Below are 24,250 nucleotides of genomic sequence, written 5' to 3'. Positions count from 1 at the left end.
ATCATCAAACGGCAGCGTTTCGTTCGCCAGCGCTTATTGATAAGGCAGGCAGTATACCAGCAAAAAGCATTTACGGCAGAAATGCACAAAAAAGCCCTTATTGTGATTCAGATCACACATGTTAATAACTATAATTAGTTGCTACTAAAAATTTACGAGTGTCATTATGGCGGAAACAAAAGTAAAACAGTCACGTTTGCTCGTGACTCTGACAGCCCTGTTCGCAGCATTGTGCGGACTTTATTTATTAATTGGAGGGGTATGGCTGGTCGCCATTGGCGGCTCCTGGTACTACCCTATCGCCGGGGTGGCGATGCTGGCGACAGCCTGGCTGCTGTGGCGTCGTAACGCGGCGGCGCTCTGGCTTTATGCCGCTATCCTGCTTTGCACCATGATTTGGGGCGTCTGGGAAGTCGGTTTCGATTTCTGGGCCCTGACGCCGCGCTGCGACGTGCTGGTGTTCTTTGGCATCTGGCTGATTCTGCCGTTTGTCTGGCGCCGTCTCGCCACGCCTGCGCGCCCGGGCGTTACCGCGCTGGTGGTTTCGCTTATCATTACCGGCGGCATGCTGGTATGGGCGGCCTTCAACGACCCGCAAGAGATTCACGGCACCCTTTCCGCCGACGCCACGGCGGCAGCGGCAAGCGGCGCGGCAGCCATTCCGGAAGGCGACTGGCCGGCTTATGGCCGCAACCAGGAAGGCCAGCGTTATTCTCCTCTTAAGCAGATCAACGCCGATAACGTCCACCAGCTTAAAGAAGCCTGGACTTTCCGTACCGGCGACCTGAAGCTGCCGAACGATCCGGGTGAAATCACCAACGAAGTAACGCCGATTAAAGTGCGCGACACCCTTTACCTCTGCACCGCGCATCAGCGTCTTTTCGCGCTGGATGCCGCGACCGGTAAAGAAAAGTGGCACCTCGATCCGCAGCTGAATACCAACCCGACCTTCCAGCACGTGACCTGCCGCGGCGTCTCTTACCATGAGGCTACCCCGGCTAACGCGACGCCGGAAGTGCTGGCCGACTGTCCGCGCCGCATTATCCTGCCGGTAAACGACGGCCGTCTGTTTGCGGTGAACGCTGATAACGGCAAGCTGTGCCAGACCTTTGCTAACAAAGGCATCCTGAACCTGCAGACCAACATGCCGGTCACCACGCCGGGCATGTACGAGCCGACGTCGCCGCCGATCGTCACTGATAAAGTGATTGTGATTGCCGGTGCGGTAACCGATAACTTCTCCACCCGTGAGCCTTCCGGCGTTATTCGTGGTTTTGATATCAACACCGGCGCGCTGCTGTGGGCCTTCGATCCGGGCGCGAAAGATCCGAACGCTATTCCGGCGGACGAACATCACTTCACGCCGAACTCGCCGAACTCCTGGGCGCCAGCCGCCTATGACGCGAAGCTGGATCTGGTTTATCTGCCGATGGGCGTGACCACGCCGGATATCTGGGGCGGCAACCGCACGCCGGAGCAGGAACGCTATGCCAGCTCCATTGTGGCGCTGAACGCCTCTACCGGTAAGCTCGCCTGGTCTTATCAGACCGTTCACCACGACCTGTGGGATATGGACCTGCCGGCCCAGCCGACGCTTGCCGACATTACCGTGAACGGCCAGACCGTACCGGTTATCTATGCGCCGGCGAAAACAGGCAACATCTTTGTGCTTGACCGTCGCAACGGCCAGCTCGTGGTCCCGGCGCCGGAAAAACCGGTTCCGCAGGGCGCAGCGAAAGGCGACTACGTGACGCCGACCCAGCCCTTCTCTGATCTCTCCTTCCGTCCGAAGCAAGATCTGAGCGGCGCGAACATGTGGGGCGCCACCATGTTCGACCAGCTGGTTTGCCGCGTGATGTTCCACAGCATGCGTTATGAAGGTATCTTCACGCCGCCTTCTGAACAGGGCACGCTGGTCTTCCCGGGCAACCTGGGGATGTTTGAATGGGGCGGTCTCTCTGTTGACCAGAACCGTCAGGTCGCGATTGCTAACCCGATTGCACTGCCGTTCGTCTCTAAACTGATCCCGCGCGGCCCGGGCAACCCGATGGAGCAGCCGAAAGACGCGCAGGGCACTGGCTCTGAATCCGGCATTCAGCCGCAGTACGGCGTGCCGTATGGCGTAACGCTGAACCCGTTCCTGTCGCCGTTTGGTCTGCCGTGTAAACAGCCTGCCTGGGGTTATATCTCCGCGCTGGATCTTAAGACCAACAAAATTGTCTGGCAGAAACGCATCGGTACCCCGCGCGACAGCTTCGGCTTCCCGATGCCGGTTCCGGTTCCGTTCACGCTGGGCATGCCGATGCTGGGCGGTCCGATTTCAACCGCGGGCAACGTGCTGTTCATCGCCGCGACGGCGGACAACTACCTGCGCGCTTACAACGTAACCAACGGCGATAAGCTGTGGGAAGGACGCCTGCCGGCAGGCGGCCAGGCCACGCCGATGACGTATGAAGTTAACGGTAAGCAGTATGTGGTGGTTTCCGCAGGCGGCCACGGGTCGTTTGGCACGAAGATGGGCGACTATATCGTTGCCTATGCGCTGCCGGATGACGCGAAATAATCTGCGATAAGTAAAACAAAAGCCCCTCACTGAGGGGCTTTTTTATGGGCATAAGGCGACGAGATAAACCGCGTGTTGCTTATTCGCCCGGCATCGCTTTCCCGCCGGAAAGACGATGAACCTTTCGTCGGGCGGGTTAGCGCCGCGCCGCGTCTGATGCTTCTTTGGTGAGGCTTCAGCTCACCGTAAACCCTAACATCATGCCCGTATCTTCATGCTCAAGCAGGTGACAGTGAGCCATATAGGCATGTTCAGCGGGCGCAACGTGGTCGAAACGCACCAGCACTTCGCTGCGCGCGCCCTCCACCCAGACCGTGTCTTTCCAGCCTGCCCGGTGCGCCGCAGGCGGCTTGCCGTTTTCGGTAAGGATGCGAAACTGCGTGCCGTGGATATGGAACGGGTGCAGCATCATGTCGCCTTCGCCCGAGAGGGTCCAGCGCTCATACTGGCCTTTCGCCACGTTGAACGCCGGGGCATTCATATCAAACGCTTTGCCGTTAATCTTGTTGGCGTTGTGGAAATCCATGCCGTGGCCGTGACCATGACTCATCTGCCCCATCATCTGCATGTGCTGCTGATGGCCCGCCAGCGCCTGCTCGCCATATTTCTCCTGCAGCGCCTGCATACCCATCATGTCGAGCATCGGGTCCATCATCAGCTGTAGCCAGCGCGCCTGTAGCCCGTCGAGCGAAGGCAGCGCGGGCACCTTAACTAAGGTATCCGGCAGGCTGCCGGAGGCGGGAATGACCAGCGGCTGAATGCGCACCACCGGCTGCGGCTTATCGAACGGCGCTATCGCCATCCCCATCTGGTTGACCGGCAGGGTGATGATGTCGAACGGCTTGCTGTCGCTGGTATCCACCAGCACCTCGAAGCGCTCGCCGGTCAGCACGGGCAGTTCGCTCACCTTAACCGGCTCCGGCAACAATCCGCCATCGCTCGCCACCACATAAAGCGGGCGGTTGTCGCTGGCGGCAATATTCAGCGTGCGGGCATTGCAGCCGTTTAACAGGCGCAACCGCAGCCAGCCTTTCGGCGCGTTATGCTGCGGATACGCCACGCCGTTGCAGAGCAGCGTATCGCCGAACCAGCCCACCGCCGCGCTCATTACATCCAGCTGATAATCGACGTTGCCGTTGGCGGTGAATTTTTTGTCCTGAATAATGAGCGGCACATCGTCGATGCCCCACTGCTTTGGCAACATCAGTTGCAGGCTTTCGACATCCTCAATCAACACCAGGCCCGCCAGCCCCATCGCCACCTGATGACCGGTTTTGCCATGCTGATGCGGGTGGAACCAGCAGGTCGCGGCACGCTGTTGCGGCGTAAAACTCACCGTTCGGGTCGCGCCTGACGCAATCACCCCCTGCGGCCCGCCATCCACTTCGCCCGGTATTTCCACGCCGTGCCAGTGCACTGTGGTTTCCTCGGGAAGCGCATTGCGGATCTCCACCGTCACCGGTTTGCCGGACGTGAGCTTTACCGCCGGGCCGAGGAGGTTGCCGTTATAGCCCCACGTCGCCACCTTCTGGCCGTTGAACTGGCTGGCGCCCGCCTGGGCAGTCAGGCGAATTTTGCTTTGCGCGTCGGGCGTTAAGAGTTCGGGAATGGGTAAGGTTGGGCGTTTTGCCGCAGGTATCACGCGCCCCCAGGCAGGCAGCATGCTGAACGCGCCCAGTGCGGCGCTGTATTTTAAGAAATCACGGCGATGCATCTTATTTCCTTATCGACGACAGGCATGCCATGAGCTTAAACCTTTCCCCAACGGGAAGGTCAAGTTTCAACGGGAAAAAGCGAGGAGGAGCGCCCGGCGTTTTCTAAACTGCCTGTACGGCAGTGAACGCTCTTTTCTTATCTTGCCGTTGTAGCGTTCATTTCTAAGCTGCCTGTACGGCAGTGAACAAGAGCGGATTTTAGCTAATTCGCTGTATTAACACCAAATACCTTTAATTTGCTGTTGCAGACCCTTTTTTCCGGCGCTTTTATAGCGCCTTTAAAATCAATCGCTTAAAAAACGGCGTTAAAAAAGGGCTTGGGCGTGAGAGCCGAAGTCAATTTTACCGTGCGCCGTTTCGTTCGCTTTCGCTTTTTGGCGAGGCCGCTTTTTGCTTTCGAAACGCGGCGTTTGCCGCTTACTTTTTCACCTCTCCTTAAATCATCTTGTTTTCATTTTGAAAAGCGCGCCAGGCCCCGTCATACGGGCATTTATCCGCCATAAAAGGGATCAAATATCCTCGTCGCGTCTGAACGAAATGTGCTATCGTTTGGTATCTTTTGGCGAGTGGTAGACGTAATGAACAAGTGGGTCAGGGTGATGTTGCTGGGCTGTCTGATGGGCTTTTCCGCCAGTAGCTTTGCGTTAAGTGAATCAGAAGCGGAAGACATGGCCGATCTCACTGCCGTTTTCGTGTTTCTGAAAAATGACTGCGGCTACCAGAACTTGCCAAACGGGCAGATTCGCCGCGCGCTGGTCTTTTTCGCCCAGCAAAACCAGTGGGATTTAAGCAATTACGAAAGCTTTAATATGAAGGCGCTTGGCGAAGACAGCTATCGCGATTTGAGCGGCATCGCCATTCCCACCGCACGGAAATGTAAGGCGCTGGCGCGCGATTCTCTAAGCCTGCTTGCCTACGTAAAGTAACCCCCTTCCCCGCCCCTTCGTCGAAATAATGACCGTGCATCCACGGTTATTGTTAGCTATTATGTTGCGCCCATTTTCCGAGGGTGTTAACGAAGGAGGTATCAGCCAATGACCGGGAATACGCTGTGGCACGAGACGCTGCACGACAAATTTGGTCAATACTTTGCCGTTGATAATGTGCTTTACCACGAGAAAACCGATCATCAGGATTTGATCATTTTCGAAAATTCGGCTTTTGGCCGGGTAATGGCGCTGGACGGCGTGGTGCAAACCACCGAACGTGACGAGTTTATCTATCACGAAATGATGACCCACGTGCCGCTGCTGGCGCACGGTCTCGCAAAGCATGTGCTGATCATCGGCGGCGGCGACGGCGCTATGCTGCGTGAAGTCTCCCGCCATAAGAGCGTGGAATCCATCACCATGGTGGAGATAGACGCAGGCGTCGTTTCATTCTGTCGTCAGTATCTGCCTAACCATAATGCCGGCAGCTATGACGACCCGCGCTTTAAGCTGGTGATTGACGACGGCGTCAATTTTGTTAACCAGACGACGCAAACGTTTGATGTGATTATCTCTGACTGTACCGACCCTATCGGTCCCGGCGAGAGCCTGTTCACTTCCGCGTTCTACGAAGGGTGCAAACGCTGCCTGAACCCTGGCGGAATTTTTGTCGCGCAAAACGGCGTCTGTTTTCTGCAGCAGGATGAAGCCATCGACAGCCACCGCAAGCTCAGCCACTATTTTAGTGATGTCAGCTTTTATCAGGCGGCTATCCCGACCTATTACGGCGGCATCATGACCTTCGCCTGGGCGACGGACAACGACGCGCTGCGCAACCTGCCCACTGAAACCCTGCAAGCGCGCTTTCACGCCGCGGGAATTCAGTGCCGCTATTACAATCCGGCTATTCATACGGCAGCTTTCGCTCTGCCGCAATATTTGCAAGATGCCTTGTCCGATCAGGCATCCTAAGGAGGTGATCAAAATTGAAAAAGCTGAAACTGCATGGCTTTAACAACCTGACCAAAAGCCTGAGTTTTTGTATTTACGATATTTGCTACGCCAAAACGGCGGAAGAGCGCGATGGTTATATCGCTTATATCGATGAACTCTACAACGCCAACCGTCTGACTGAGATCCTGACAGAGACCTGCTCCATCATCGGAGCCAATATCCTGAACATCGCGCGTCAGGATTATGAACCGCAGGGCGCCAGCGTCACCATTCTGGTGAGCGAAGAGCCGGTCGACCCGAAGCTGATTGATAAGTCCGAACACCCGGGTCCGTTGCCGGAAGCCGTGGTGGCCCACCTGGATAAAAGCCACATCTGCGTGCACACCTATCCGGAAAGCCATCCGGAAGGCGGGCTTTGCACTTTCCGCGCCGACATTGAGGTTTCGACCTGCGGCGTGATTTCGCCACTGAAGGCGCTGAATTACCTCATCCACCAGCTCGAGTCCGATATCGTGACCGTCGACTACCGCGTTCGCGGCTTTACGCGCGACGTGAACGGCATGAAGCACTTTATCGATCACGAGATCAATTCCATTCAGAACTTTATGTCAGAGGATATGAAGTCGCTGTATGACATGGTGGACGTGAACGTTTATCAGGAAAATATCTTCCACACCAAAATGCTGCTTAAAGAGTTCGACCTTAAGCACTATATGTTCCACACCAAACCGGAAGATTTAACCGAAGAAGAGCGCAAGACCATTACGGACCTGCTCTGGAAAGAGATGCGCGAAATTTACTACGGCCGCAACATTCCCGCCGTGTAAACGCCAGTGGAGCAGGGACGCTCCACGCCGCCGCGCTTAACGCTGATTAAGAAAGGCGCGATAAGCCGCCGCTACCTGCAGGAAATCTTCAAGACCACAGAGCGACAGGCTCTCTTCGTCGTAATAACTCATCCCCTCTTCCATCTCGTCGCCTGAAAACTCCAGCTGATTGGCGCGCACCATCACCTCTTCGCCATCAAGCCACAGCGTGTATTCGTGACCGGTTTTCTGCCACTGACGCTCGCTGCCTTTTACTTCACGCGCCGCCTGCTCCACTTCGTCGAGCAGAGACAAGTTGTCCTTTACCTCTTCGTTAAACCAGTGGCCGACCGCTTCATGCCCCATCGACATGCGCACTTTCACCGAGCCGGTAATATCGCGCAAGAATTCGTAATCCATGGTGTTTTCCTCTGCAAAAGGCAATGCGTGACCGCTGCATTGTACCTGTGTAGTTATTATCGCAGCATGAAAGCGAAAAAAAAGCGGACCGGGCGGCGTCTGGCGAAAAAAGCGCTTACGCCCGCCCTCTGGTCTGGCTGTGCTATGCTGTGACCTTTCTTAACGCCTTAATTCATAAAGACCTATGCAAAAATTGAAAATGACGCTCGCCCGGGCCCTGCTGCTGTGCGCCGTCGCGCTGCCCCTTTCCGCCGCTTATGCGGGCGAAGCGGTGCGGCTTGACTGCCTGACGCGGCAAAACGTGCTGATCTCCTTTTTTAAGTATCACCTCACCACCATGAAGTGGGGCAATCATTTTCAAATCGCCTCCGGCATTCATAAAGCCAGAACGAAAACGGGTACCCCTTATGAGGTCATCTCCTTTCGCAACGGCGATGACTTAATCTACTTCCCGGCCAAAGAGAGCTATTTCCTGATTTATGCCGACCAGCAAAAGCCGGAGCGCTGCCGGACGGAAGAGAGTTTTACTTATCCCGTGGTCAGCCTGCCGCGCTACGACGGCAAAGCAAACTCCTGAGGCGATAATGCATAAAAAAAGGGAAGCGCTGAGGCTTCCCTTTTTTCGTGCGGCCCGGCGAACCGGGCACGTGTTGCATCAAACTGCGGTCTGGAAAATCACGCCGTCCGCTTTCTCGGTGTACTGGGAAAGCTGGTCGAAGTTCAGGTAGCGATAAGTATCCACCGCGGTCTTATCCACCTGCGCGACAAAGGTCTGATACTCTTCCGGCGTCGGCAGCTTGCCGATGAGCGCCGCAACGGCCGCCAGCTCCGCAGACGCCAGATAGACATTCGCACCGGTGCCTAAGCGGTTCGGGAAGTTACGGGTCGAGGTGGAAACCACCGTCGAGCCGTCCGCCACGCGCGCCTGGTTACCCATGCACAGCGAGCAGCCCGGGATCTCAATACGCGCGCCGCTCTTACCAAACACGCTGTAGTACCCCTCTTCGGTCAGCTGCGCGGCGTCCATACGGGTCGGCGGCGCCACCCACAGGCGGGTCGGCAGCTGGCCTTTATGGCTGTCCAGCAGTTTACCGGCAGCACGGAAGTGGCCGATGTTGGTCATGCAGGAGCCGATAAACACTTCGTCGATCTTGTCGCCCTGAACGTCAGAGAGCAGGCGCGCGTCGTCCGGATCGTTCGGCGCGCACAGAATCGGCTCTTTGATGTCGTTCAGATCGATATCGATCACCGCCGCGTATTCCGCATCGGCATCCGCTTCCATCAGCTGCGGATCCGCAAGCCACTTCTCCATGCCCTGGATACGGCGCTCCAGCGTACGGCGGTCGCCGTAGCCTTCGGCAATCATCCATTTCAGCAGCACGATATTGGAGTTCAGGTACTCGATGATCGGCTCTTTGTTGAGCTTGATGGTGCAACCTGCCGCAGAACGCTCGGCGGAAGCATCGGTCAGCTCAAACGCCTGCTCGACTTTCAGATCCGGCAGACCTTCGATTTCCAGAATGCGGCCGGAGAAGATGTTCTTCTTGCCCTTCTTCTCAACGGTCAGCAGACCTTGCTGGATGGCATAGTAAGGGATAGCGTGAACCAGGTCGCGCAGCGTAATGCCCGGCTGCATCTTCCCTTTAAAGCGCACCAGCACCGATTCCGGCATATCCAGCGGCATCACGCCAGTCGCCGCGGCGAACGCCACGAGGCCGGAACCCGCCGGGAAAGAGATGCCGATCGGGAAACGGGTGTGGGAGTCGCCGCCGGTGCCAACGGTATCCGGCAGCAGCATGCGGTTCAGCCAGGAGTGGATAACGCCGTCGCCCGGGCGCAGCGACACGCCGCCGCGGTTCATGATGAAGTCCGGCAGCGTGTGGTGCGTGGTAACGTCAACCGGCTTCGGATACGCCGCAGTGTGGCAGAAGGACTGCATCACCAGATCGGCGGAGAAGCCCAGACACGCCAGGTCTTTCAGCTCGTCGCGGGTCATCGGGCCGGTGGTATCCTGGGAACCTACGGAGGTCATCTTCGGTTCGCAGTACTGGCCCGGGCGAATACCCGCTACGCCGCAAGCGCGGCCGACCATTTTCTGCGCCAGCGAGAAGCCGCGGTCGCTCTCGGCGACATCTTTCGCCTGACGGAACACGTCGCTGTGCGGCAGACCCAGCGCTTCGCGCGCTTTGGTCGTCAGCCCACGGCCGATGATAAGCGGAATACGGCCGCCCGCACGCACTTCGTCAATCAGCACGTCGGTTTTCAGTTCAAAGGAGGCCAGCAGCTCATCAGTGTAGTGATTACGCACTTCGCCTTTGTACGGGTAGATATCGATAGCGTCGCCCATATTGAGGTTCGACACATCGACTTCGATCGGCAGTGCGCCCGCATCTTCCATGGTGTTGAAGAAGATTGGCGCGATTTTGCCGCCCAGCACCACGCCGCCGCCGCGCTTGTTCGGCACGAACGGGATATCTTCGCCCATGAACCACAGCACGGAGTTGGTCGCGGATTTACGGGATGAACCGGTGCCCACGACGTCACCAACATACGCCAGCGGGAAGCCTTTTTGCGCCAGCGCTTCAATTTGTTTGATAGGGCCGACTGCGCCTGGCTGATCCGGCTCAATGCCGTCACGGGCGTTTTTCAGCATCGCCAGCGCGTGCAGCGGGATGTCCGGGCGCGACCAGGCGTCCGGCGCCGGAGAAAGGTCGTCGGTGTTGGTTTCGCCCGTCACTTTAAAGACGGTAACGGTAATTTTCTCAGGCAGCGATGGGCGAGACAGGAACCACTCGGCATTCGCCCAGGAGTGCATAACCTGCTGCGCGTGGGCGTTGCCCGCTTTCGCTTTCTCTTCCACGTCGTAGAAGTTATCGAACATCAGCAGCGTATGAGACAGCGCTTTGGCGGCAATCGGCGCCAGCTTTTCATCATCCAGCGCGTCAATCAGCGGGTGAATGTTATAACCACCCTGCATGGTGCCCAGCAGTTCAATCGCTTTTTCCGGGGTGACCAGCGGAGAGGAGGCTTCGCCTTTGGCGATAGCGGCAAGGAATCCGGCTTTTACGTAGGCGGCTTCGTCAACGCCTGGGGGTACACGGTTGGTAAGCAGATCTAACAGAAACTCTTCTTCACCCGCTGGCGGGGTTTTCAGCAGCTCGACGAGCGCGGCCATTTGGGTTGCATCTAAGGGTTTGGCTACAATCCCCTCGGCGGCACGCTCAGCTACGTGCTTACGGTATTCTTCTAGCACGACGGTTCTCCTCGCTCTCATTGTCATATGGGGAGCCAGGCTATTCTCTTCACGCTCCTGTGAGACAGCAGTTTGTAGGGTAAATGCCCGGTTCCGCGTCGGGCAGAATAGCAGGAATTGGGGTCTCTGTTAATCTGTTTACAAAAAAGCAACATTAAATATTTGCTGAATCGTTAAGCAACGCATAACGCGTTTCAGAAGTGAGATTTCAGGCACAAAAAAACCGCCTGACGGCGGTCTTCTTGTTGTGTGCGGGTGGTAGCAGGCACCTTCACACAGGTTATGTGGCAAGTACAACACGAAATGAATCATGCCATCGGTTAAAAAAAGGGGCAAGTCGAACTGTACGATTTGCGCACCGCTTTCGGAATTTACATGTAAGCCAATGCAACGCTTTAAAACGGCTTTCAGCCCTGGAAAAAACGGTTTACCTTGCCCGCTGGCCTGCTTCGCTGGCGTAGCAGCCAGTCACCGGGCCCGGAAGCAGTTCCCTGACCCTACGTGGCAAGTACAACACACTTGCCTGGTTCTGCCTTTCCCGGTGAAGAAGGAATCGACGTAGCCCGCAAGGGATTACGCGCAATGGAAATGCGTTTGCTCTATACGCTTCTCATTGTATTAAGCGCAGCGATGACGCTGATGCAGGGTGGCTGGAACATTTCAGACATCCACATTCGGTTCATCCTGAACTTAGGCAATTACGCTCCTGACCGCCCGCAAGGGCGGTCTTTCAGGCGACATCACAGCGGCAAATTTATTGTCGCTTATAATTGCGCAATAAATACTCACAGTTTTATTTGGACGGATGCGGTTCATCGCCAGTTAAAGCTAAAACCGCAAAAAAACGAAGGATATACTCGCGGCACCCCAAACGCCCTATGGCATCGCTCTCGTCGGAGTTTCCTATGAAGTTGCCTTTCAAGCCACATCTGTTTGCCCTGCTATGCAGCGCCGGGCTCCTGGCGGCCTCAGGCGCGCTATTCGTAAAAAGCCAGACGCCTGCGGCTGTGAACGAAACCACGCCTGTCGCACCAGCGCAAACTCAGCCTGCCGCCACCGCGTCGGCACCGAACCAGCCCGCTCCCGTAACGCCTGTCTCGCCCACTTATACGGCCGCGCAAATTGACCAATGGGTTGCGCCCGTTGCGCTCTACCCTGACGCGCTGCTGTCGCAAATTTTGATGGCGGCGACTTACCCCGCGAATGTGCTTCAGGCGGTGCAGTGGTCGCGGGATAACCCCAGACTGCAGGGCGATGCGGCGATAGAGGCGGCTAAGAACCAGCCCTGGGACGCGAGCGTAAAATCGCTGGTCGCCTTCCCGCAGCTCATGTCATTGCTGGGTGAAAACCCGCAGTGGGTGCAAAATCTCGGCGACGCATTCCTGGCGCAGCCCAACGATGTGATGGACTCGGTGCAAAGGCTGCGCGCACTGGCTCAGCAAACCGGCGCGCTGACCTCTACTGCGCAGCAGAAAGTCACCACGACGACAAAAGCGGCAACGCCTGCCCCGACAAAAGAAGCTAACGGGGCAGCACCGCAACCCGCCAGCAGCCCGACGATTATTAAAATCGAACCCGCCGATCCGCAGGTTGTTTATGTGCCGACCTATAACCCGGCGACGGTCTACGGCACGTGGCCGAACGCCAGTTACCCGCCGGTTTACCTGCCGCCGACGCCTGGCGAGCAATTCGGCGAGAGCTTCGTTAAAGGATTGGGTTACAGCCTCGGCGTCGCGACGACCTATGCGCTGTTCAGCAGTATCGACTGGGACGACGATGACCATGACGACCATCATCACGGCGACGGCTATTACCACGATGGCGACAACATCAACATCAATGTAAATAATTTCAACAAGATAACCGGAGAGCATCGCGTCGATAACGCGTTGCGCTGGCAGCATAATCCCGCCTATCGCAACGGCGTTCCCTACTCTGACAACCGTGTCGCCACGCAGTATCGCGCCAACGCCGCAGCAAGCGTAAACGCCGTTTCGCCGAAACCGGTTAACCGGGATAGCCAGCGACAGGCAGCCATGGCGCAGCTCCAGCAAGCCGCCGGTAAAAACCGGACGTCAACGCCACGCCCGGCCACAAAAGATGCGCAGCGGCAGGCGGCGAATCAGCAGCTCAAGCAGATAGCGCAACGCAATAACTACCGGGGCTACGACACCGATAAACCCCGCGCGCAGCAACAGGCCAACCGCCCGCAGAAAACGCAGCGGGCGAATAAACCCCAGCGTGAAGCCATCTCTGCGGCGCGTCCGTCACCGACTCGCTATAACACGGCGCGCGCGAATGCGTTAAGCGGTAACGACAGCCGCTCAGCCAGCTGGCAGGCGCAACAACAGCGCGGAATGCTGAGCCGTCAATATGCGTCGACAAATCGGGAGCGCGCGCCCGCCAGAGAGCGACGCGCTGAAAACCGCGACTTTAACCGCCATCGCTAAGGGACAGAAAATGAAGCTAAAACGACTCACTGCGCTGGCGTTGTTCATGGTCTCCGTTCACGCCTTCGCCAATCAGCCATTCACTACCCCGGAACAGGCTGCCGATGCGCTGACGCAGGCGATTGAACAACAAAACGAAACCGCGCTGAATCAACTTCTCGGCGAGGACTGGCGACAATTTTTACCTCCTGAAGGGGTTGATCCCGAGGCCGTTGCGCGTTTTCTGCGCGACTGGAAAACCGGCCATCGTATCGTTCAGCAAGGCAATACCGCGCACCTGGTGGTTGGCGATAACGGCTGGCAGCTGCCGATTCCGCTGGTAAAAGCGGCAGAAGGCTGGCGATTTGATATGCAGGCGGCGGAGGATGAAATATTGACTCGCGCCATTGGCCGCAACGAGTTGGCCGCTATCGAGGCGCTGCACGCCTATGTGGATGCGCAACAACGTTATTACGCGATGCATCAACGCTATGCGGAAAAAATCGTCAGCACTTCCGGGAAAAAAGATGGCCTTTACTGGCCAGTCAAACCCGGGGAATCCCCCAGCCCGCTTGGCCCCGCTTTTAGCCCAAAAGAACCGGGCGTGGGATATCACGGCTACCATTTTCGTATTCTGCCTGATAACCGTAACGGCTTTGCGATGATTGCCTGGCCGGTCAGTTATGGGGAAAGCGGCATAATGAGCTTTATGATTAACGGCGACGACGACGTCTGGCAGGCGGACCTTGGCCCCGACACGGCTGAAAAAGCGCAAGCGGTATCGGTCTATAAGCCGGATGGGCAGTGGCAGCTTGTGGCGCCGTAGGCGCGTTATCCGCCGGGTTTGTTTGCGACGTCAGCCGTAGCTTTGGCGACAAAAGCGTAACACCGCGGCGATAGCCTTACGGCTTAACGGACCGCCCTGGTCAGCGGTCCGTTATCGCTACGGTTACAGAATATTGGCGACCGATTTCGCCAGCTGCGCTTCGAGCTGTGGTTTCGCTTCTTCAAACTTCAGATTAACTTTGTTGGCGGTGGAAACGACGCGGGTCTGGTATTTCGCGCGGTTACCCTGCTCGCTGCTGGTTTGCAGTTTGATGCCGGAGGTTCCCTGACGCAGGGCTGCGATGTTGTCGGTGGTTACCGCCGCTTTGCTGCGCTCTGAAATCTGCAGGTCAGTGACCATGGTGTAGTTAACATCTTCCACCATCGCGTCAGCCGCCAGGCCAATCAGCCCCGCCGCCAGGCCTACGCCCAGCGCCGCACCCGACGAATTGCTGTTATAAGCGGTGATGCCCGCACCCAACGCCGCGCCCATAGCCGCCCCTTCGTAACCGCTCTTCAGGTAATTCTGCGATTCGCGCAGATCCATTTTGTCGGCCTTCAGCACGTTAGCCTGCACCCAGTAGTAAGCGGTATCCGGCGAACTGGTCACCTTGTAACCTTTCGCGGAAAGATCGTTTGCAATCAGCGTCTGCAGGTTGCTCATATCTTTATCAGAGGTGTTTTTCACCTGGATATAGACCGTTTTCTCAGAGGAAGGCTCCAGCCAGACGGTTTCGCTCATCTGGGTTTTCACTTCCAGGTTACGCTTTTTCACAGCGGTCGTCATCGCGCCGCAACCAGAGAGAGCAAAGGCGGTCAACACCACGCTAACAGCAGCCAACTTTTTAAAAGACATAGTTTTTCCTTTTTTGTCGATGAAATCGTCTGAGAGACGAAAAAGAGAAAGCCGGACGCCTGGCGCGCCAGCCAAATGCAGTGAGATTGTGTAGACCGCACAACGGCGGCACGATTTGAGAGAAGGTCAAAACTCAACGGCATTCCTTGTCCTGCGCATACCTGTCCGTGCGCCGCTAACGGCAACAGCAATAAATGAACAGCTCACTCGGTAAGCTTGTTTAACCTTATATCGGCAGCGAGAAATGAAGGTTGAGCGAAAATTGCCTACCAGATTAGGTAGTTACGGAAGAATGACGCAGCGGGAGGAGTAAAGCGGGAATAAAAAACGCCTCCGAAGAGGCGTTTATCACTAAAGCGAAGAAGCTTATTTTTTCTTCGCTTTCGGGTTCGGCAGGTCAGTAATGCTGCCTTCGAACACTTCAGCAGCCAGACCCACAGACTCGTGCAGAGTCGGGTGAGCGTGGATGGTGAGTGCGATATCTTCAGCGTCACAGCCCATCTCGATAGCCAGACCGATTTCACCCAGCAGCTCGCCGCCGTTGGTGCCGACAATCGCGCCGCCGATAACACGGTGGGTCTCTTTGTCGAAAATCAGCTTGGTCATACCGTCTGCGCAGTCGGAAGCGATAGCACGGCCCGACGCTGCCCACGGGAAGGTGGCGGTCTCGTAGCTGATGCCTTTCTCTTTCGCTTCTTTCTCGGTCAGACCGACCCATGCCACTTCCGGCTCGGTGTAAGCGATGGACGGGATCACTTTCGGGTCGAAGTAGTGCTTCATGCCCGCGATAACTTCAGCGGCAACGTGGCCTTCGTGAACGCCTTTGTGCGCCAGCATCGGCTGACCGACGATATCGCCGATAGCGTAGATGTGCGGCACGTTGGTGCGCATCTGCTTGTCAACGCGGATGAAGCCGCGGTCGTCCACTTCCACGCCCGCTTTGCCCGCATCCAGGTTTTTACCGTTCGGCACGCGGCCGATAGCCACCAGCACGGCATCGTAACGCTGCGCTTCAGCCGGCGCTTTTTTGCCTTCCATGGAAACGTAGATACCGTCTTCTTTCGCTTCAACGGCAGTCACTTTGGTTTCCAGCATCAGGTTGAATTTCTTGCTGATGCGTTTGGTGAAGACTTTCACAACATCTTTATCGGCAGCCGGGATAACCTGGTCGAACATTTCAACCACGTCGATCTCTGAACCCAGCGCGTGGTAAACGGTACCCATCTCCAGACCGATAATGCCGCCGCCCATGACCAGCATGCGCTTCGGCACTTCTTTCAGCTCCAGCGCATCAGTGGAATCCCATACGCGCGGATCTTCGTGCGGAATAAACGGCAGCTGAATCGGACGGGAACCCGCCGCGATGATGGCGTTGTCGAAGTTGATAACGGTTTTGCCGTTTTCGCCTTCAACTTCCAGGGTGTTGGCGCCGGTGAATTTACCCAGGCCGTTAACCACTTTCACTTTACGGCCTTTGGCCATACCAGCCAGACCACCGGTCAGCTGATTGATAACTTTTTCTTTCCAGGTGCGAATTTTGTCGATATCGGTTTTCGGCTCGCCAAAAACGATACCGTGCTCCGCCAGCGCTTTCGCTTCTTCGATGACTTTGGCTACGTGCAGCAGCGCTTTAGAAGGGATACAACCCACGTTCAGGCAAACACCGCCGAGGGTGCTGTAACGTTCTACGATGACGGTTTCCAGACCTAAATCCGCGCAACGGAAGGCCGCAGAGTAGCCTGCCGGGCCTGCCCCAAGTACCACGACCTGAGTTTTGATTTCAGTACTCATCATGACCTCTTAATTTATATCCGGCGGGTCTGACGCTTTTGTTATTACGCCCATCATCCACCGGGACGTTCTATCCGCTCGCATTTTACAAAATTGTTAACAATTTTGAAACAACAAACGGCAAACGAATCCTGTTTAGCAGCCGATAATCTTACGCAACTCTTGAGATTATCAGAAAAAAGCCGGCCGTCAGGCCGGCTTCTTCGCTTACATCACCAGACGGCGAATGTCAGACAGCGTGTTGTTGATGATGGTGATAAAGCGCGCACCATCAGCCCCGTCGATCACGCGGTGGTCGAAGGAAAGCGAGATCGGCAGCATCAGGCGCGGCGCGAACTCTTTACCATTCCAGACCGGTTCCATGGACGATTTGGAGACGCCCAGGATAGCCACTTCCGGCGCGTTGACGATCGGCGCGAAGTGGGTGGTGCCCAGGCCGCCGATGCTGGAGATGGTGAAGCAACCGCCCTGCATTTCGCCAGCGGTCAGCTTGCCATCACGCGCTTTTTTGGAAATGGTCATCAGCTCGCGAGACAGCTCGATAATGCCTTTCTTGTTCACGTCTTTGAACACCGGAACCACCAGGCCGTTCGGGGTATCCACCGCCACGCCGATGTTGATGTATTTCTTCAGCGTCAGACGCTGGCCATCTTCGGACAGGGAGCTGTTGAAGCGCGGCATCTGCTCAAGCGCTGCGGCGACAGCTTTCATGATGAAGACCACCGGGGTTATCTTCACATCCAGCTTACGCTTCTCCGCTTCGGCGTTCTGCTGTTTACGGAACGCTTCCAGGTCGGTGATGTCGGTTTTGTCGAAGTGCGTAACGTGCGGGATCATCACCCAGTTACGGCTCAGGTTCGCGCCAGAGATTTTCTGGATGCGGCCCAGTTCCACTTCTTCCACTTCACCAAACTTGCTGAAGTCCACTTTCGGCCACGGCAGCAGGCCCGGCAGAGAACCGCCAGAGGCAGCGGCGGCAGGTGCCGCTTCAGCGCGTTTAACCGCTTCTTTCACATAAGCCTGAACGTCTTCGCGCAGGATGCGGCCTTTACGACCGGTGCCCTTCACTTTCGCCAGGTTAACGCCGAATTCGCGCGCCAGGCGACGAATCAGCGGGGTGGCGTGTACGTAAGCGTCGTTCTCAGCGAACTCAGACTTGCCTTCCGCTTTTGCCGCCGGAGCAGCAGCCGGTTTAGAAGGTTGTGCAGCCGGAGCGGGCGCCGCCGCTTCCTGTTTCGCCGCCGGAGCAGCAGCAGGCGCAGCGCCTTCCACTTCAAAGACCATAATCAGCGAGCCGGTGGAGACTTTGTCGCCCACATTCACTTTCAGCTCTTTCACAGTGCCCGCGAACGGCGCCGGAACTTCCATGGAAGCTTTGTCGCCTTCGACGGTGATCAGAGACTGTTCAGCGGAGACTTTGTCGCCCACTTTCACCAGCACTTCGGTGACTTCAACTTCGTCGCCGCCGATATCCGGTACGTTAACCTCTTTCGCGCCCGCAGCAGCCGCCGGCGCGGTTGCCGCCTGCTCGGTAACGGTCGGTTTAGCCTGCGCAGCCGGCGCTTCGCCCGCCACCTCGAAGACCATAATCAGAGAACCGGTGGAAACTTTGTCGCCCGTGTTGATTTTGATCTCTTTAACCGTACCGGCGAACGGCGCCGGCACTTCCATAGAGGCTTTGTCGCCTTCAACGGTGATAAGAGACTGCTCAGCGGTAACCTGGTCGCCCACTTTAACCAGGATTTCGGTGACTTCAACTTCGTCGCCGCCGATATCCGGTACGTTAACCTCTTTTGCAGCCGCAGCAGCCGGGGCAGCAGACTGCGCCGGAGCCGCTTCTTTTTTCTCTTCCTGCGCAGGTGCAGCGGCGGCTGCACCCTCGGCGGAATCGAAAATCATGATCAGTTTGCCGGTCTCGACTTTGTCGCCAACGGAGACTTTGATCTCCTTAACAACGCCCGCCTGCGGAGACGGCACTTCCATAGAGGCTTTGTCGCCTTCTACGGTGATCAGCGACTGTTCAGCTTCAACTTTGTCGCCCACTTTGACCAGGATCTCGGTGACTTCAACTTCGTCCGCCCCGATGTCCGGTACATTGATTTCGATAGCCATTCTTCTTTTACCTCTTATGCCAGACGCGGGTTGACTTTATCTGCATCGATGTTGAATTTGGTGATTGCTTCCGCCACCACTTTCTTGTCGATTTCGCCACGTTTAGCCAGTTCGCCCAGCGCTGCTACAACCACGTAAGAAGCGTCAACTTCGAAGTGGTGACGCAGGTTTTCACGGCTGTCAGAGCGACCGAAACCGTCGGTACCCAGTACGCGGTAATCATCAGCCGGTACATAAGTACGAACCTGCTCGGCGAACAGTTTCATATAGTCAGTGGACGCCACGGCCGGCGCATCGTTCATCACCTGAGCGATGTACGGAACGCGCGGGGTTTCCATCGGGTGCAGCATGTTCCAGCGCTCGCAATCCTGACCGTCACGAGCCAGCTCAGTGAAGGAGGTGACGCTGTAAACATCGGAACCGATGCCGTAGTCTTTCGCCAGGATCTGCGCTGCTTCACGTACGTGACGCAGGATAGAGCCGGAGCCCAGCAGCTGAACTTTACCTTTCGCGCCGTCAACGGTTTCGAGTTTGTAGATACCTTTACGGATACCTTCCTCGGCGCCCTGCGGCATCGCCGGCATGTGGTAGTTTTCGTTCAGCGTGGTGATGTAGTAGTAAACGTTCTCTTGTTTCTCACCGTACATACGCTCCAGACCGTCGTGCATGATCACAGCGACTTCGTAAGCGTAAGCCGGGTCGTAAGAGATACAGTTCGGGATAGTCAGAGACTGAATGTGGCTGTGACCATCTTCGTGCTGCAGACCTTCGCCGTTCAGGGTGGTACGACCGGAGGTGCCGCCGATCAGGAAGCCGCGCGCCTGCTGGTCGCCCGCTGCCCAGCACAGGTCGCCGATACGCTGGAACCCGAACATGGAGTAGTAGATGTAGAACGGGATCATCGGCAGGTTGTTGGTGCTGTAAGAGGTCGCCGCCGCCAGCCAGGAAGAACCTGCGCCCAGCTCGTTGATCCCTTCCTGCAGAATCTGGCCTTTCTCGTCTTCTTTGTAGTACGCCACCTGCTCACGGTCCTGCGGGGTGTACTGCTGGCCGTTCGGGCTGTAGATACCAATCTGACGGAACAGACCTTCCATACCGAAGGTACGCGCTTCGTCGGCGATGATCGGAACCAGACGATCTTTGATCGAGTTGTTCTTCAGCATCACGTTCAGGGCGCGAACGAAAGCGATGGTAGTGGAGATCTCTTTGTTCTGCTCTTCCAGCAGAGAACGGAAGTCTTCCAGCGTCGGCAGCTCAAGCTTCTCGGTGAAGTTCGGCTGACGGGACGGCAGATAACCGTGCAGCGCCTGACGGCGTTCATGCAGGTATTTGTACTCTTCAGAGCCTTCCGGGAAGGTGATGTACGGCAGTTTTTCCAGGTCAGCATCGGCTACCGGAACGCTGAAACGGTCGCGAACGTAACGCACGCCGTCCATGTTCATTTTCTTAACCTGGTGCGCGATGTTTTTACCTTCGGCGGTGTCGCCCATGCCGTAACCTTTAACGGTGTGAGCAAGGATGACGGTCGCTTTGCCTTTGGTTTCCTGCGCTTTTTTGAATGCAGCGTAGATTTTCTTCGGATCGTGGCCGCCGCGGTTCAGCGCCCAAATCTCATCGTCAGACCAGTCAGCGACCAGCGCGGCGGTCTCCGGGTATTTACCGAAGAAGTGCTCGCGAACGTAGGCGCCGTTTTTGGATTTGAAGGTCTGATAGTCGCCGTCAACGGTTTCGTTCATCAGCTGAATCAGCTTGCCGCTGGTGTCTTTACGCAGCAGCTCATCCCAACGGGAACCCCACATCACTTTGATGACGTTCCAGCCAGCGCCGCTGAAGATGCCTTCCAGTTCGTTGATGATCTTGCCGTTGCCGGTTACCGGACCATCCAGACGCTGCAGGTTGCAGTTGATAACGAAGACCAGGTTGTCCAGCTTCTCACGGGTCGCGATAGTGATGGCGCCTTTGGATTCCGGCTCGTCCATCTCGCCGTCGCCGAGGAACGCGTAAACGGTCTGCTCAGAGGTATCTTTCAGGCCGCGATGTTCCAGATATTTCAGGAATTTCGCCTGGTAGATAGCGCCGATCGGGCCCAGACCCATGGAAACGGTCGGGAACTGCCAGAATTCCGGCATCAGTTTCGGGTGCGGATAAGAAGAGAGGCCGTTGCCGTGAACTTCCTGACGGAAGTTATTCATCTGCTCTTCAGTCAGACGACCTTCAAGGAAGGCGCGCGCGTAAACGCCCGGAGAGATGTGACCCTGGAAGTAAACCAGATCGCCGCCGTCTTTGTCGTTGCGAGCGCGGAAGAAGTGGTTAAAGCACACTTCATAAATGGTCGCTGAAGACTGGAAGGAAGCCATGTGGCCGCCGAGTTCCAGATCTTTTTTGGACGCGCGCAGAACGGTCATAATGGCGTTCCAGCGGATGGCAGAACGAATACGACGCTCAAGGTCCAGATTGCCCGGGTATTCCGGTTCATCTTCAACGGCAATAGTGTTGACGTAGTTGCTAGCCCCTGTACCAGCCGCTACTTTCACGCCGCCTTTGCGGGCTTCGGAGAGTAACTGGTCGATCAGATACTGAGCGCGCTCAACACCTTCTTCACGGATGACCGATTCGATCGCCTGTAGCCAGTCGCGAGTTTCGATCGGATCCACGTCATTTTGGAAACGTTCTGACATGGGGGTATTCCTTATCTCTCTAATACGTTGATTTGTCTGGAACCTGTCCCATTGCGCTCTTTGTTCTTCATATTTTAGGTTTCTCTTTGTTGGCTGCGCTTCCTCACCCCGGTCACATAGTTCGCTATGCTCCCGGGGATTCGCGCGCTTGCCGCCGCGATATAACCCAAATTATTTGAACAACTAAAAGCACAATAAGACAGGTTCTGCGTTTAGTTGCCGCGCTCTAAAAAACTGGCGCTTAGTCCTTACGTTGCTGTAGGCGGCGCAGTGAGCGTTCACGACGACTTTGCTCACGGCTGCGGTCCAGCAAGATTTCCTCAATGAAGGCCAGGTGACGGTGAGACGCTTCGCGCGCCTGCTCCGGCTCCCTCGCCATAATCGCCTCATAAATACTGGTGCGATGGCTGCTGACCAGCGGAAGCATCTCCCGCCGGGCATACAGTAATTCGAAATTCTGGCGAACATTCTGAGCGAGCATCGGCTCCATGCAGCGCAACAAGTGTAGCAACACTACGTTGTGCGCGGCTTCTGTCACCGCAATTTGGTACTTCATCACTGCATCGGATTCCGCATCCAGATCGCCGGACTGCTGCGCCAGCTCAATGGCGTGATGCAACTCGCGAATGCGCACCCGATCCTCGTCCGTGCTGCGCAGCGCAGCGTAATACGCGGCGATGCCCTCCAGCGCGTGGCGGGTTTCAAGCAGGTCAAACTGGGATTCGGGATGATCGGAGAGCAGTTCCACTAGCGGGTCGCTGAAGCTCTGCCACAGACTGTTCTGGACAAACGTGCCGCCACCCTGGCGACGAAGCAGCAGGCCCTTCGCCTCGAGACGCTGGATAGCCTCTCGCAGGGAGGGACGAGAAACGTCGAACTGTTTGGCCAGCTCACGTTCAGGAGGAAGTTTTTCGCCGGGACGCAGCGTCCCTTCGAGGATGAGAAACTCCAGTTGCTGCTCAATCACATCAGAAAGTTTAGGTTGGCGGATTTTGCTGTAGGCCATGTTCCCTGTCTCTGCCATTCGCCCGGAGTCAATTGGTATGACCAATTGCATGTTCGTGACGCTAAAGTAACAAAGTATTCACCTTCTGTCCATATTGGTTTTGATTGAAATCAGGAAAGCAGGCACATTTTAACAACCCTACAGAAATGACGTTTCAGAAATGTAACTTTGAACAAATTAACCATTTACCTCGCAAGGAGTAGTTTTAACTTTATCGAAACGCACAACTTTTCATCCTGAACCGATTCACTACAAAGTTATATGAATAACCAGGCGTATTTTTAGCTTAATCTTCCTCATCGACCCGTAGCGTCTCCGCACCGCGCCATTTACAAATGGTTTCTTTTTATTCACTCCGACAGTGCCCCTCGCGAAAGCAGGTGCATTCGCGGGCGCTTATCACTATTCTTGGCCCTACGGAAGCATTTATATAAAAATTCCGGTTTTTGCTCCGTAAAGAAAAAACTACAAACGACGGAATTAATAAATTACAGCGGCCACGCTGAAGAGAAACAACCACACACGAGGTTCACTTATGGAAGGTCAACAGCACGGCGAAACGCTGAAGCGCGGCCTTAAAAACCGCCATATCCAGCTTATCGCGCTGGGTGGAGCAATCGGAACGGGGCTCTTTCTGGGCAGCGCATCCGTTATCCAGTCTGCGGGTCCCGGCATTATCCTTGGCTACGCGATTGCCGGCTTTATCGCATTTTTAATCATGCGCCAGCTTGGCGAAATGGTGGTTGATGAGCCGGTAGCCGGCTCCTTCAGCCATTTTGCCTATAAATACTGGGGCGGTTTCGCCGGTTTCGCTTCCGGCTGGAACTACTGGGTGCTTTACGTTCTGGTGGCAATGGCGGAACTCACCGCTGTCGGCAAGTATATTCAGTTCTGGTGGCCGGAGATCCCAACATGGGTTTCTGCGGCGGCCTTCTTCGTGCTTATCAACGCCATTAACCTGACCAACGTAAAAGTGTACGGTGAGATGGAGTTCTGGTTTGCGATTATCAAAGTGGTCGCTGTTATCGCCATGATCCTCTTTGGCGGCTGGCTGTTGTTCAGCGGCGGCGCAGGCCCGCAGGCGACCGTGCGCAACCTCTGGGAGCAAGGCGGTTTCCTGCCGCACGGCACCATGGGGCTGGTGATGATGATGGCTATCATCATGTTCTCTTTCGGCGGCCTTGAACTGGTGGGCATTACCGCGGCAGAAGCGGATAACCCGGAAGTCAGCATCCCGAAAGCAACGAATCAGGTTATCTATCGCATCCTCATCTTCTATGTAGGCTCGCTGGCGGTATTGCTTTCGCTGATGCCGTGGACGCGCGTAACCGCGGATACCAGCCCGTTTGTGCTTATCTTCCACGAGCTGGGCGACTCGCTGGTAGCCAATGCGCTGAATATCGTTATCCTCACGGCGGCGCTGTCGGTCTATAACAGCTGCGTATACTGCAACAGCCGTATGCTGTTCGGCCTGGCGCAGCAGGGCAACGCGCCGAAATCGCTGCTGAAAGTAGACAGACGCGGCGTGCCGGTCAATACCATCCTGGTGTCTGCGGTTACCACCGCGCTGTGCGTGGTGATTAACTACCTGATGCCAGGCGAAGCCTTTGGCCTGCTGATGGCGCTGGTCGTCTCGGCGCTGGTGATTAACTGGGCCATGATTAGCCTTGCCCATATCAAATTCCGCCGTAAGAAAGATAGTCAGGGCGTGAAAACCCGCTTCCCGGCGCTCTTCTATCCGCTGGGCAACTGGGTCTGCCTGCTCTTTATGGCGGCGATTTTGGTGATTATGGCAGTAACGCCGGGGATGGCGATTTCTGTCTGGCTGATCCCGGTCTGGATTGCCATTCTGGGCATCGGTTACTGGATTAAAACGCAGCGCAGCGCGAAAACCGTAAAAGCGCATTAATCCA

17 protein-coding genes are annotated in these 24,250 nt (G+C 56.2%); 9 read left to right on the top strand and 8 right to left on the bottom strand.

Annotated elements, in window-relative coordinates; all coding sequences use genetic code 11:
- Positions 1-166 precede the first annotated feature (166 nt).
- Positions 167-2,563, top strand: coding sequence for a glucose/quinate/shikimate family membrane-bound PQQ-dependent dehydrogenase (locus MT962_RS14095; protein WP_048887696.1), 2,397 nt, complete (start codon positions 167-169; stop codon positions 2,561-2,563).
- A gap of 175 nt (positions 2,564-2,738) precedes the next feature.
- Here the strand turns inward: MT962_RS14095 and cueO are convergent, their stop codons facing one another.
- On the bottom strand, positions 2,739-4,277 hold the full coding sequence (gene cueO, locus MT962_RS14090) for a multicopper oxidase CueO (protein WP_247365897.1): 1,539 nt from the start codon (positions 4,275-4,277) through the stop codon (positions 2,739-2,741).
- A gap of 579 nt (positions 4,278-4,856) precedes the next feature.
- On the opposite strand from cueO, the gene MT962_RS14085 reads away from it, so the two are divergent.
- From MT962_RS14085 to speD, 3 genes are all read left to right on the top strand, one after another.
- Entirely contained in the window at positions 4,857-5,204 is a 348-nt protein-coding gene (locus MT962_RS14085) for a YacC family pilotin-like protein (RefSeq protein ID WP_024558295.1), read from the top strand.
- Between the two features lie 108 nt (positions 5,205-5,312).
- Positions 5,313-6,179: a polyamine aminopropyltransferase gene (speE, locus tag MT962_RS14080; RefSeq protein ID WP_247365895.1), complete on the top strand. Its 867-nt coding sequence runs from the start codon at positions 5,313-5,315 to the stop codon at positions 6,177-6,179.
- A gap of 14 nt (positions 6,180-6,193) precedes the next feature.
- A complete protein-coding gene (gene speD, locus MT962_RS14075; protein WP_024558293.1) occupies positions 6,194-6,988 on the top strand; it encodes an adenosylmethionine decarboxylase in 795 nt (264 codons plus the stop codon).
- A gap of 36 nt (positions 6,989-7,024) precedes the next feature.
- On the opposite strand, the gene yacL is transcribed toward speD, so the two are convergent.
- Positions 7,025-7,387 carry a protein YacL gene (gene yacL / locus MT962_RS14070; RefSeq protein ID WP_024558292.1) on the bottom strand — a complete coding sequence of 121 codons (363 nt, stop codon included), beginning with the start codon at positions 7,385-7,387 and terminating at the stop codon, positions 7,025-7,027.
- Positions 7,388-7,580: 193 nt separating this feature from the next.
- On the opposite strand from yacL, the gene MT962_RS14065 reads away from it, so the two are divergent.
- Positions 7,581-7,964 carry a hypothetical protein gene (locus tag MT962_RS14065; RefSeq protein WP_348773187.1) on the top strand — a complete coding sequence of 128 codons (384 nt, stop codon included), beginning with the start codon at positions 7,581-7,583 and terminating at the stop codon, positions 7,962-7,964.
- 78 nt (positions 7,965-8,042) lie between these two features.
- Here MT962_RS14065 and acnB read toward each other — a convergent pair whose 3' ends face one another.
- Positions 8,043-10,640, bottom strand: coding sequence for a bifunctional aconitate hydratase 2/2-methylisocitrate dehydratase (gene acnB / locus MT962_RS14060; protein ID WP_125454218.1), 2,598 nt, complete (start codon positions 10,638-10,640; stop codon positions 8,043-8,045).
- A gap of 582 nt (positions 10,641-11,222) precedes the next feature.
- Between acnB and MT962_RS14055 the strand changes: the two genes are divergently transcribed.
- From MT962_RS14055 to MT962_RS14045, 3 genes are read left to right on the top strand one after another with little or no spacing between them, the layout of a single operon-like run.
- Positions 11,223-11,549: a hypothetical protein gene (locus MT962_RS14055; protein ID WP_247365892.1), complete on the top strand. Its 327-nt coding sequence runs from the start codon at positions 11,223-11,225 to the stop codon at positions 11,547-11,549.
- Positions 11,546-13,090 (top strand): DUF3300 domain-containing protein, encoded by a 1,545-nt coding sequence (locus tag MT962_RS14050; RefSeq protein WP_247365890.1) that lies wholly within the window; start codon positions 11,546-11,548, stop codon positions 13,088-13,090. Before MT962_RS14055 ends, MT962_RS14050 begins: the two co-directional genes overlap by 4 nt.
- Positions 13,091-13,100: 10 nt before the next feature.
- Entirely contained in the window at positions 13,101-13,895 is a 795-nt protein-coding gene (locus MT962_RS14045; RefSeq protein WP_024560664.1) for a DUF2950 family protein, read from the top strand.
- Positions 13,896-14,018: 123 nt separating this feature from the next.
- Here MT962_RS14045 and traT read toward each other — a convergent pair whose 3' ends face one another.
- From traT to pdhR, 5 genes are all read right to left on the bottom strand, one after another.
- Complete coding sequence (gene traT, locus MT962_RS14040; protein ID WP_024558286.1) at positions 14,019-14,750, bottom strand: conjugal transfer complement resistance protein TraT; 732 nt, start codon at positions 14,748-14,750, stop codon at positions 14,019-14,021.
- A gap of 366 nt (positions 14,751-15,116) precedes the next feature.
- The gene (gene lpdA / locus MT962_RS14035; protein ID WP_024555107.1) at positions 15,117-16,541 is read right to left on the bottom strand and encodes a dihydrolipoyl dehydrogenase; all 1,425 of its coding nucleotides are present in this window, start codon (positions 16,539-16,541) and stop codon (positions 15,117-15,119) included.
- Positions 16,542-16,748: 207 nt separating this feature from the next.
- The gene (gene aceF, locus MT962_RS14030) at positions 16,749-18,653 is read right to left on the bottom strand and encodes a pyruvate dehydrogenase complex dihydrolipoyllysine-residue acetyltransferase (protein ID WP_024560665.1); all 1,905 of its coding nucleotides are present in this window, start codon (positions 18,651-18,653) and stop codon (positions 16,749-16,751) included.
- 14 nt (positions 18,654-18,667) lie between these two features.
- Positions 18,668-21,331 (bottom strand): pyruvate dehydrogenase (acetyl-transferring), homodimeric type, encoded by a 2,664-nt coding sequence (gene aceE / locus MT962_RS14025; RefSeq protein WP_048887709.1) that lies wholly within the window; start codon positions 21,329-21,331, stop codon positions 18,668-18,670.
- A gap of 241 nt (positions 21,332-21,572) precedes the next feature.
- The gene (gene pdhR / locus MT962_RS14020; RefSeq protein ID WP_024558283.1) at positions 21,573-22,337 is read right to left on the bottom strand and encodes a pyruvate dehydrogenase complex transcriptional repressor PdhR; all 765 of its coding nucleotides are present in this window, start codon (positions 22,335-22,337) and stop codon (positions 21,573-21,575) included.
- 535 nt (positions 22,338-22,872) lie between these two features.
- On the opposite strand from pdhR, the gene aroP reads away from it, so the two are divergent.
- On the top strand, positions 22,873-24,246 hold the full coding sequence (gene aroP / locus MT962_RS14015; protein WP_024558282.1) for an aromatic amino acid transporter AroP: 1,374 nt from the start codon (positions 22,873-22,875) through the stop codon (positions 24,244-24,246).
- The last annotated feature ends 4 nt before the right edge of the window (positions 24,247-24,250 follow it).

The sequence above is a fragment of the Franconibacter sp. IITDAS19 genome (assembly GCF_023079515.1).
Taxonomy (GTDB): Bacteria; Pseudomonadota; Gammaproteobacteria; order Enterobacterales; family Enterobacteriaceae; genus Franconibacter; species Franconibacter pulveris.
This window is presented reverse-complemented; position numbering and strand designations above follow the sequence as displayed.

What these genes read in the sequence shown, in the direction of transcription:
- MT962_RS14045 (WP_024560664.1), top strand. Translation starts at nt 13,101, where the DNA reads ATGAAGCTAAAACGACTCACTGCGCTGGCGTTGTTCATGGTCTCCGTT.
- aceF (WP_024560665.1), bottom strand. Translation starts at nt 18,653, where the DNA reads ATGGCTATCGAAATCAATGTACCGGACATCGGGGCGGACGAAGTTGAA.
- lpdA (WP_024555107.1), bottom strand. Translation starts at nt 16,541, where the DNA reads ATGAGTACTGAAATCAAAACTCAGGTCGTGGTACTTGGGGCAGGCCCG.
- aceE (WP_048887709.1), bottom strand. Translation starts at nt 21,331, where the DNA reads ATGTCAGAACGTTTCCAAAATGACGTGGATCCGATCGAAACTCGCGAC.
- yacL (WP_024558292.1), bottom strand. Translation starts at nt 7,387, where the DNA reads ATGGATTACGAATTCTTGCGCGATATTACCGGCTCGGTGAAAGTGCGC.
- MT962_RS14055 (WP_247365892.1), top strand. Translation starts at nt 11,223, where the DNA reads ATGGAAATGCGTTTGCTCTATACGCTTCTCATTGTATTAAGCGCAGCG.
- pdhR (WP_024558283.1), bottom strand. Translation starts at nt 22,337, where the DNA reads ATGGCCTACAGCAAAATCCGCCAACCTAAACTTTCTGATGTGATTGAG.
- MT962_RS14050 (WP_247365890.1), top strand. Translation starts at nt 11,546, where the DNA reads ATGAAGTTGCCTTTCAAGCCACATCTGTTTGCCCTGCTATGCAGCGCC.
- speE (WP_247365895.1), top strand. Translation starts at nt 5,313, where the DNA reads ATGACCGGGAATACGCTGTGGCACGAGACGCTGCACGACAAATTTGGT.
- traT (WP_024558286.1), bottom strand. Translation starts at nt 14,750, where the DNA reads ATGTCTTTTAAAAAGTTGGCTGCTGTTAGCGTGGTGTTGACCGCCTTT.
- MT962_RS14095 (WP_048887696.1), top strand. Translation starts at nt 167, where the DNA reads ATGGCGGAAACAAAAGTAAAACAGTCACGTTTGCTCGTGACTCTGACA.
- cueO (WP_247365897.1), bottom strand. Translation starts at nt 4,277, where the DNA reads ATGCATCGCCGTGATTTCTTAAAATACAGCGCCGCACTGGGCGCGTTC.
- MT962_RS14085 (WP_024558295.1), top strand. Translation starts at nt 4,857, where the DNA reads ATGAACAAGTGGGTCAGGGTGATGTTGCTGGGCTGTCTGATGGGCTTT.
- aroP (WP_024558282.1), top strand. Translation starts at nt 22,873, where the DNA reads ATGGAAGGTCAACAGCACGGCGAAACGCTGAAGCGCGGCCTTAAAAAC.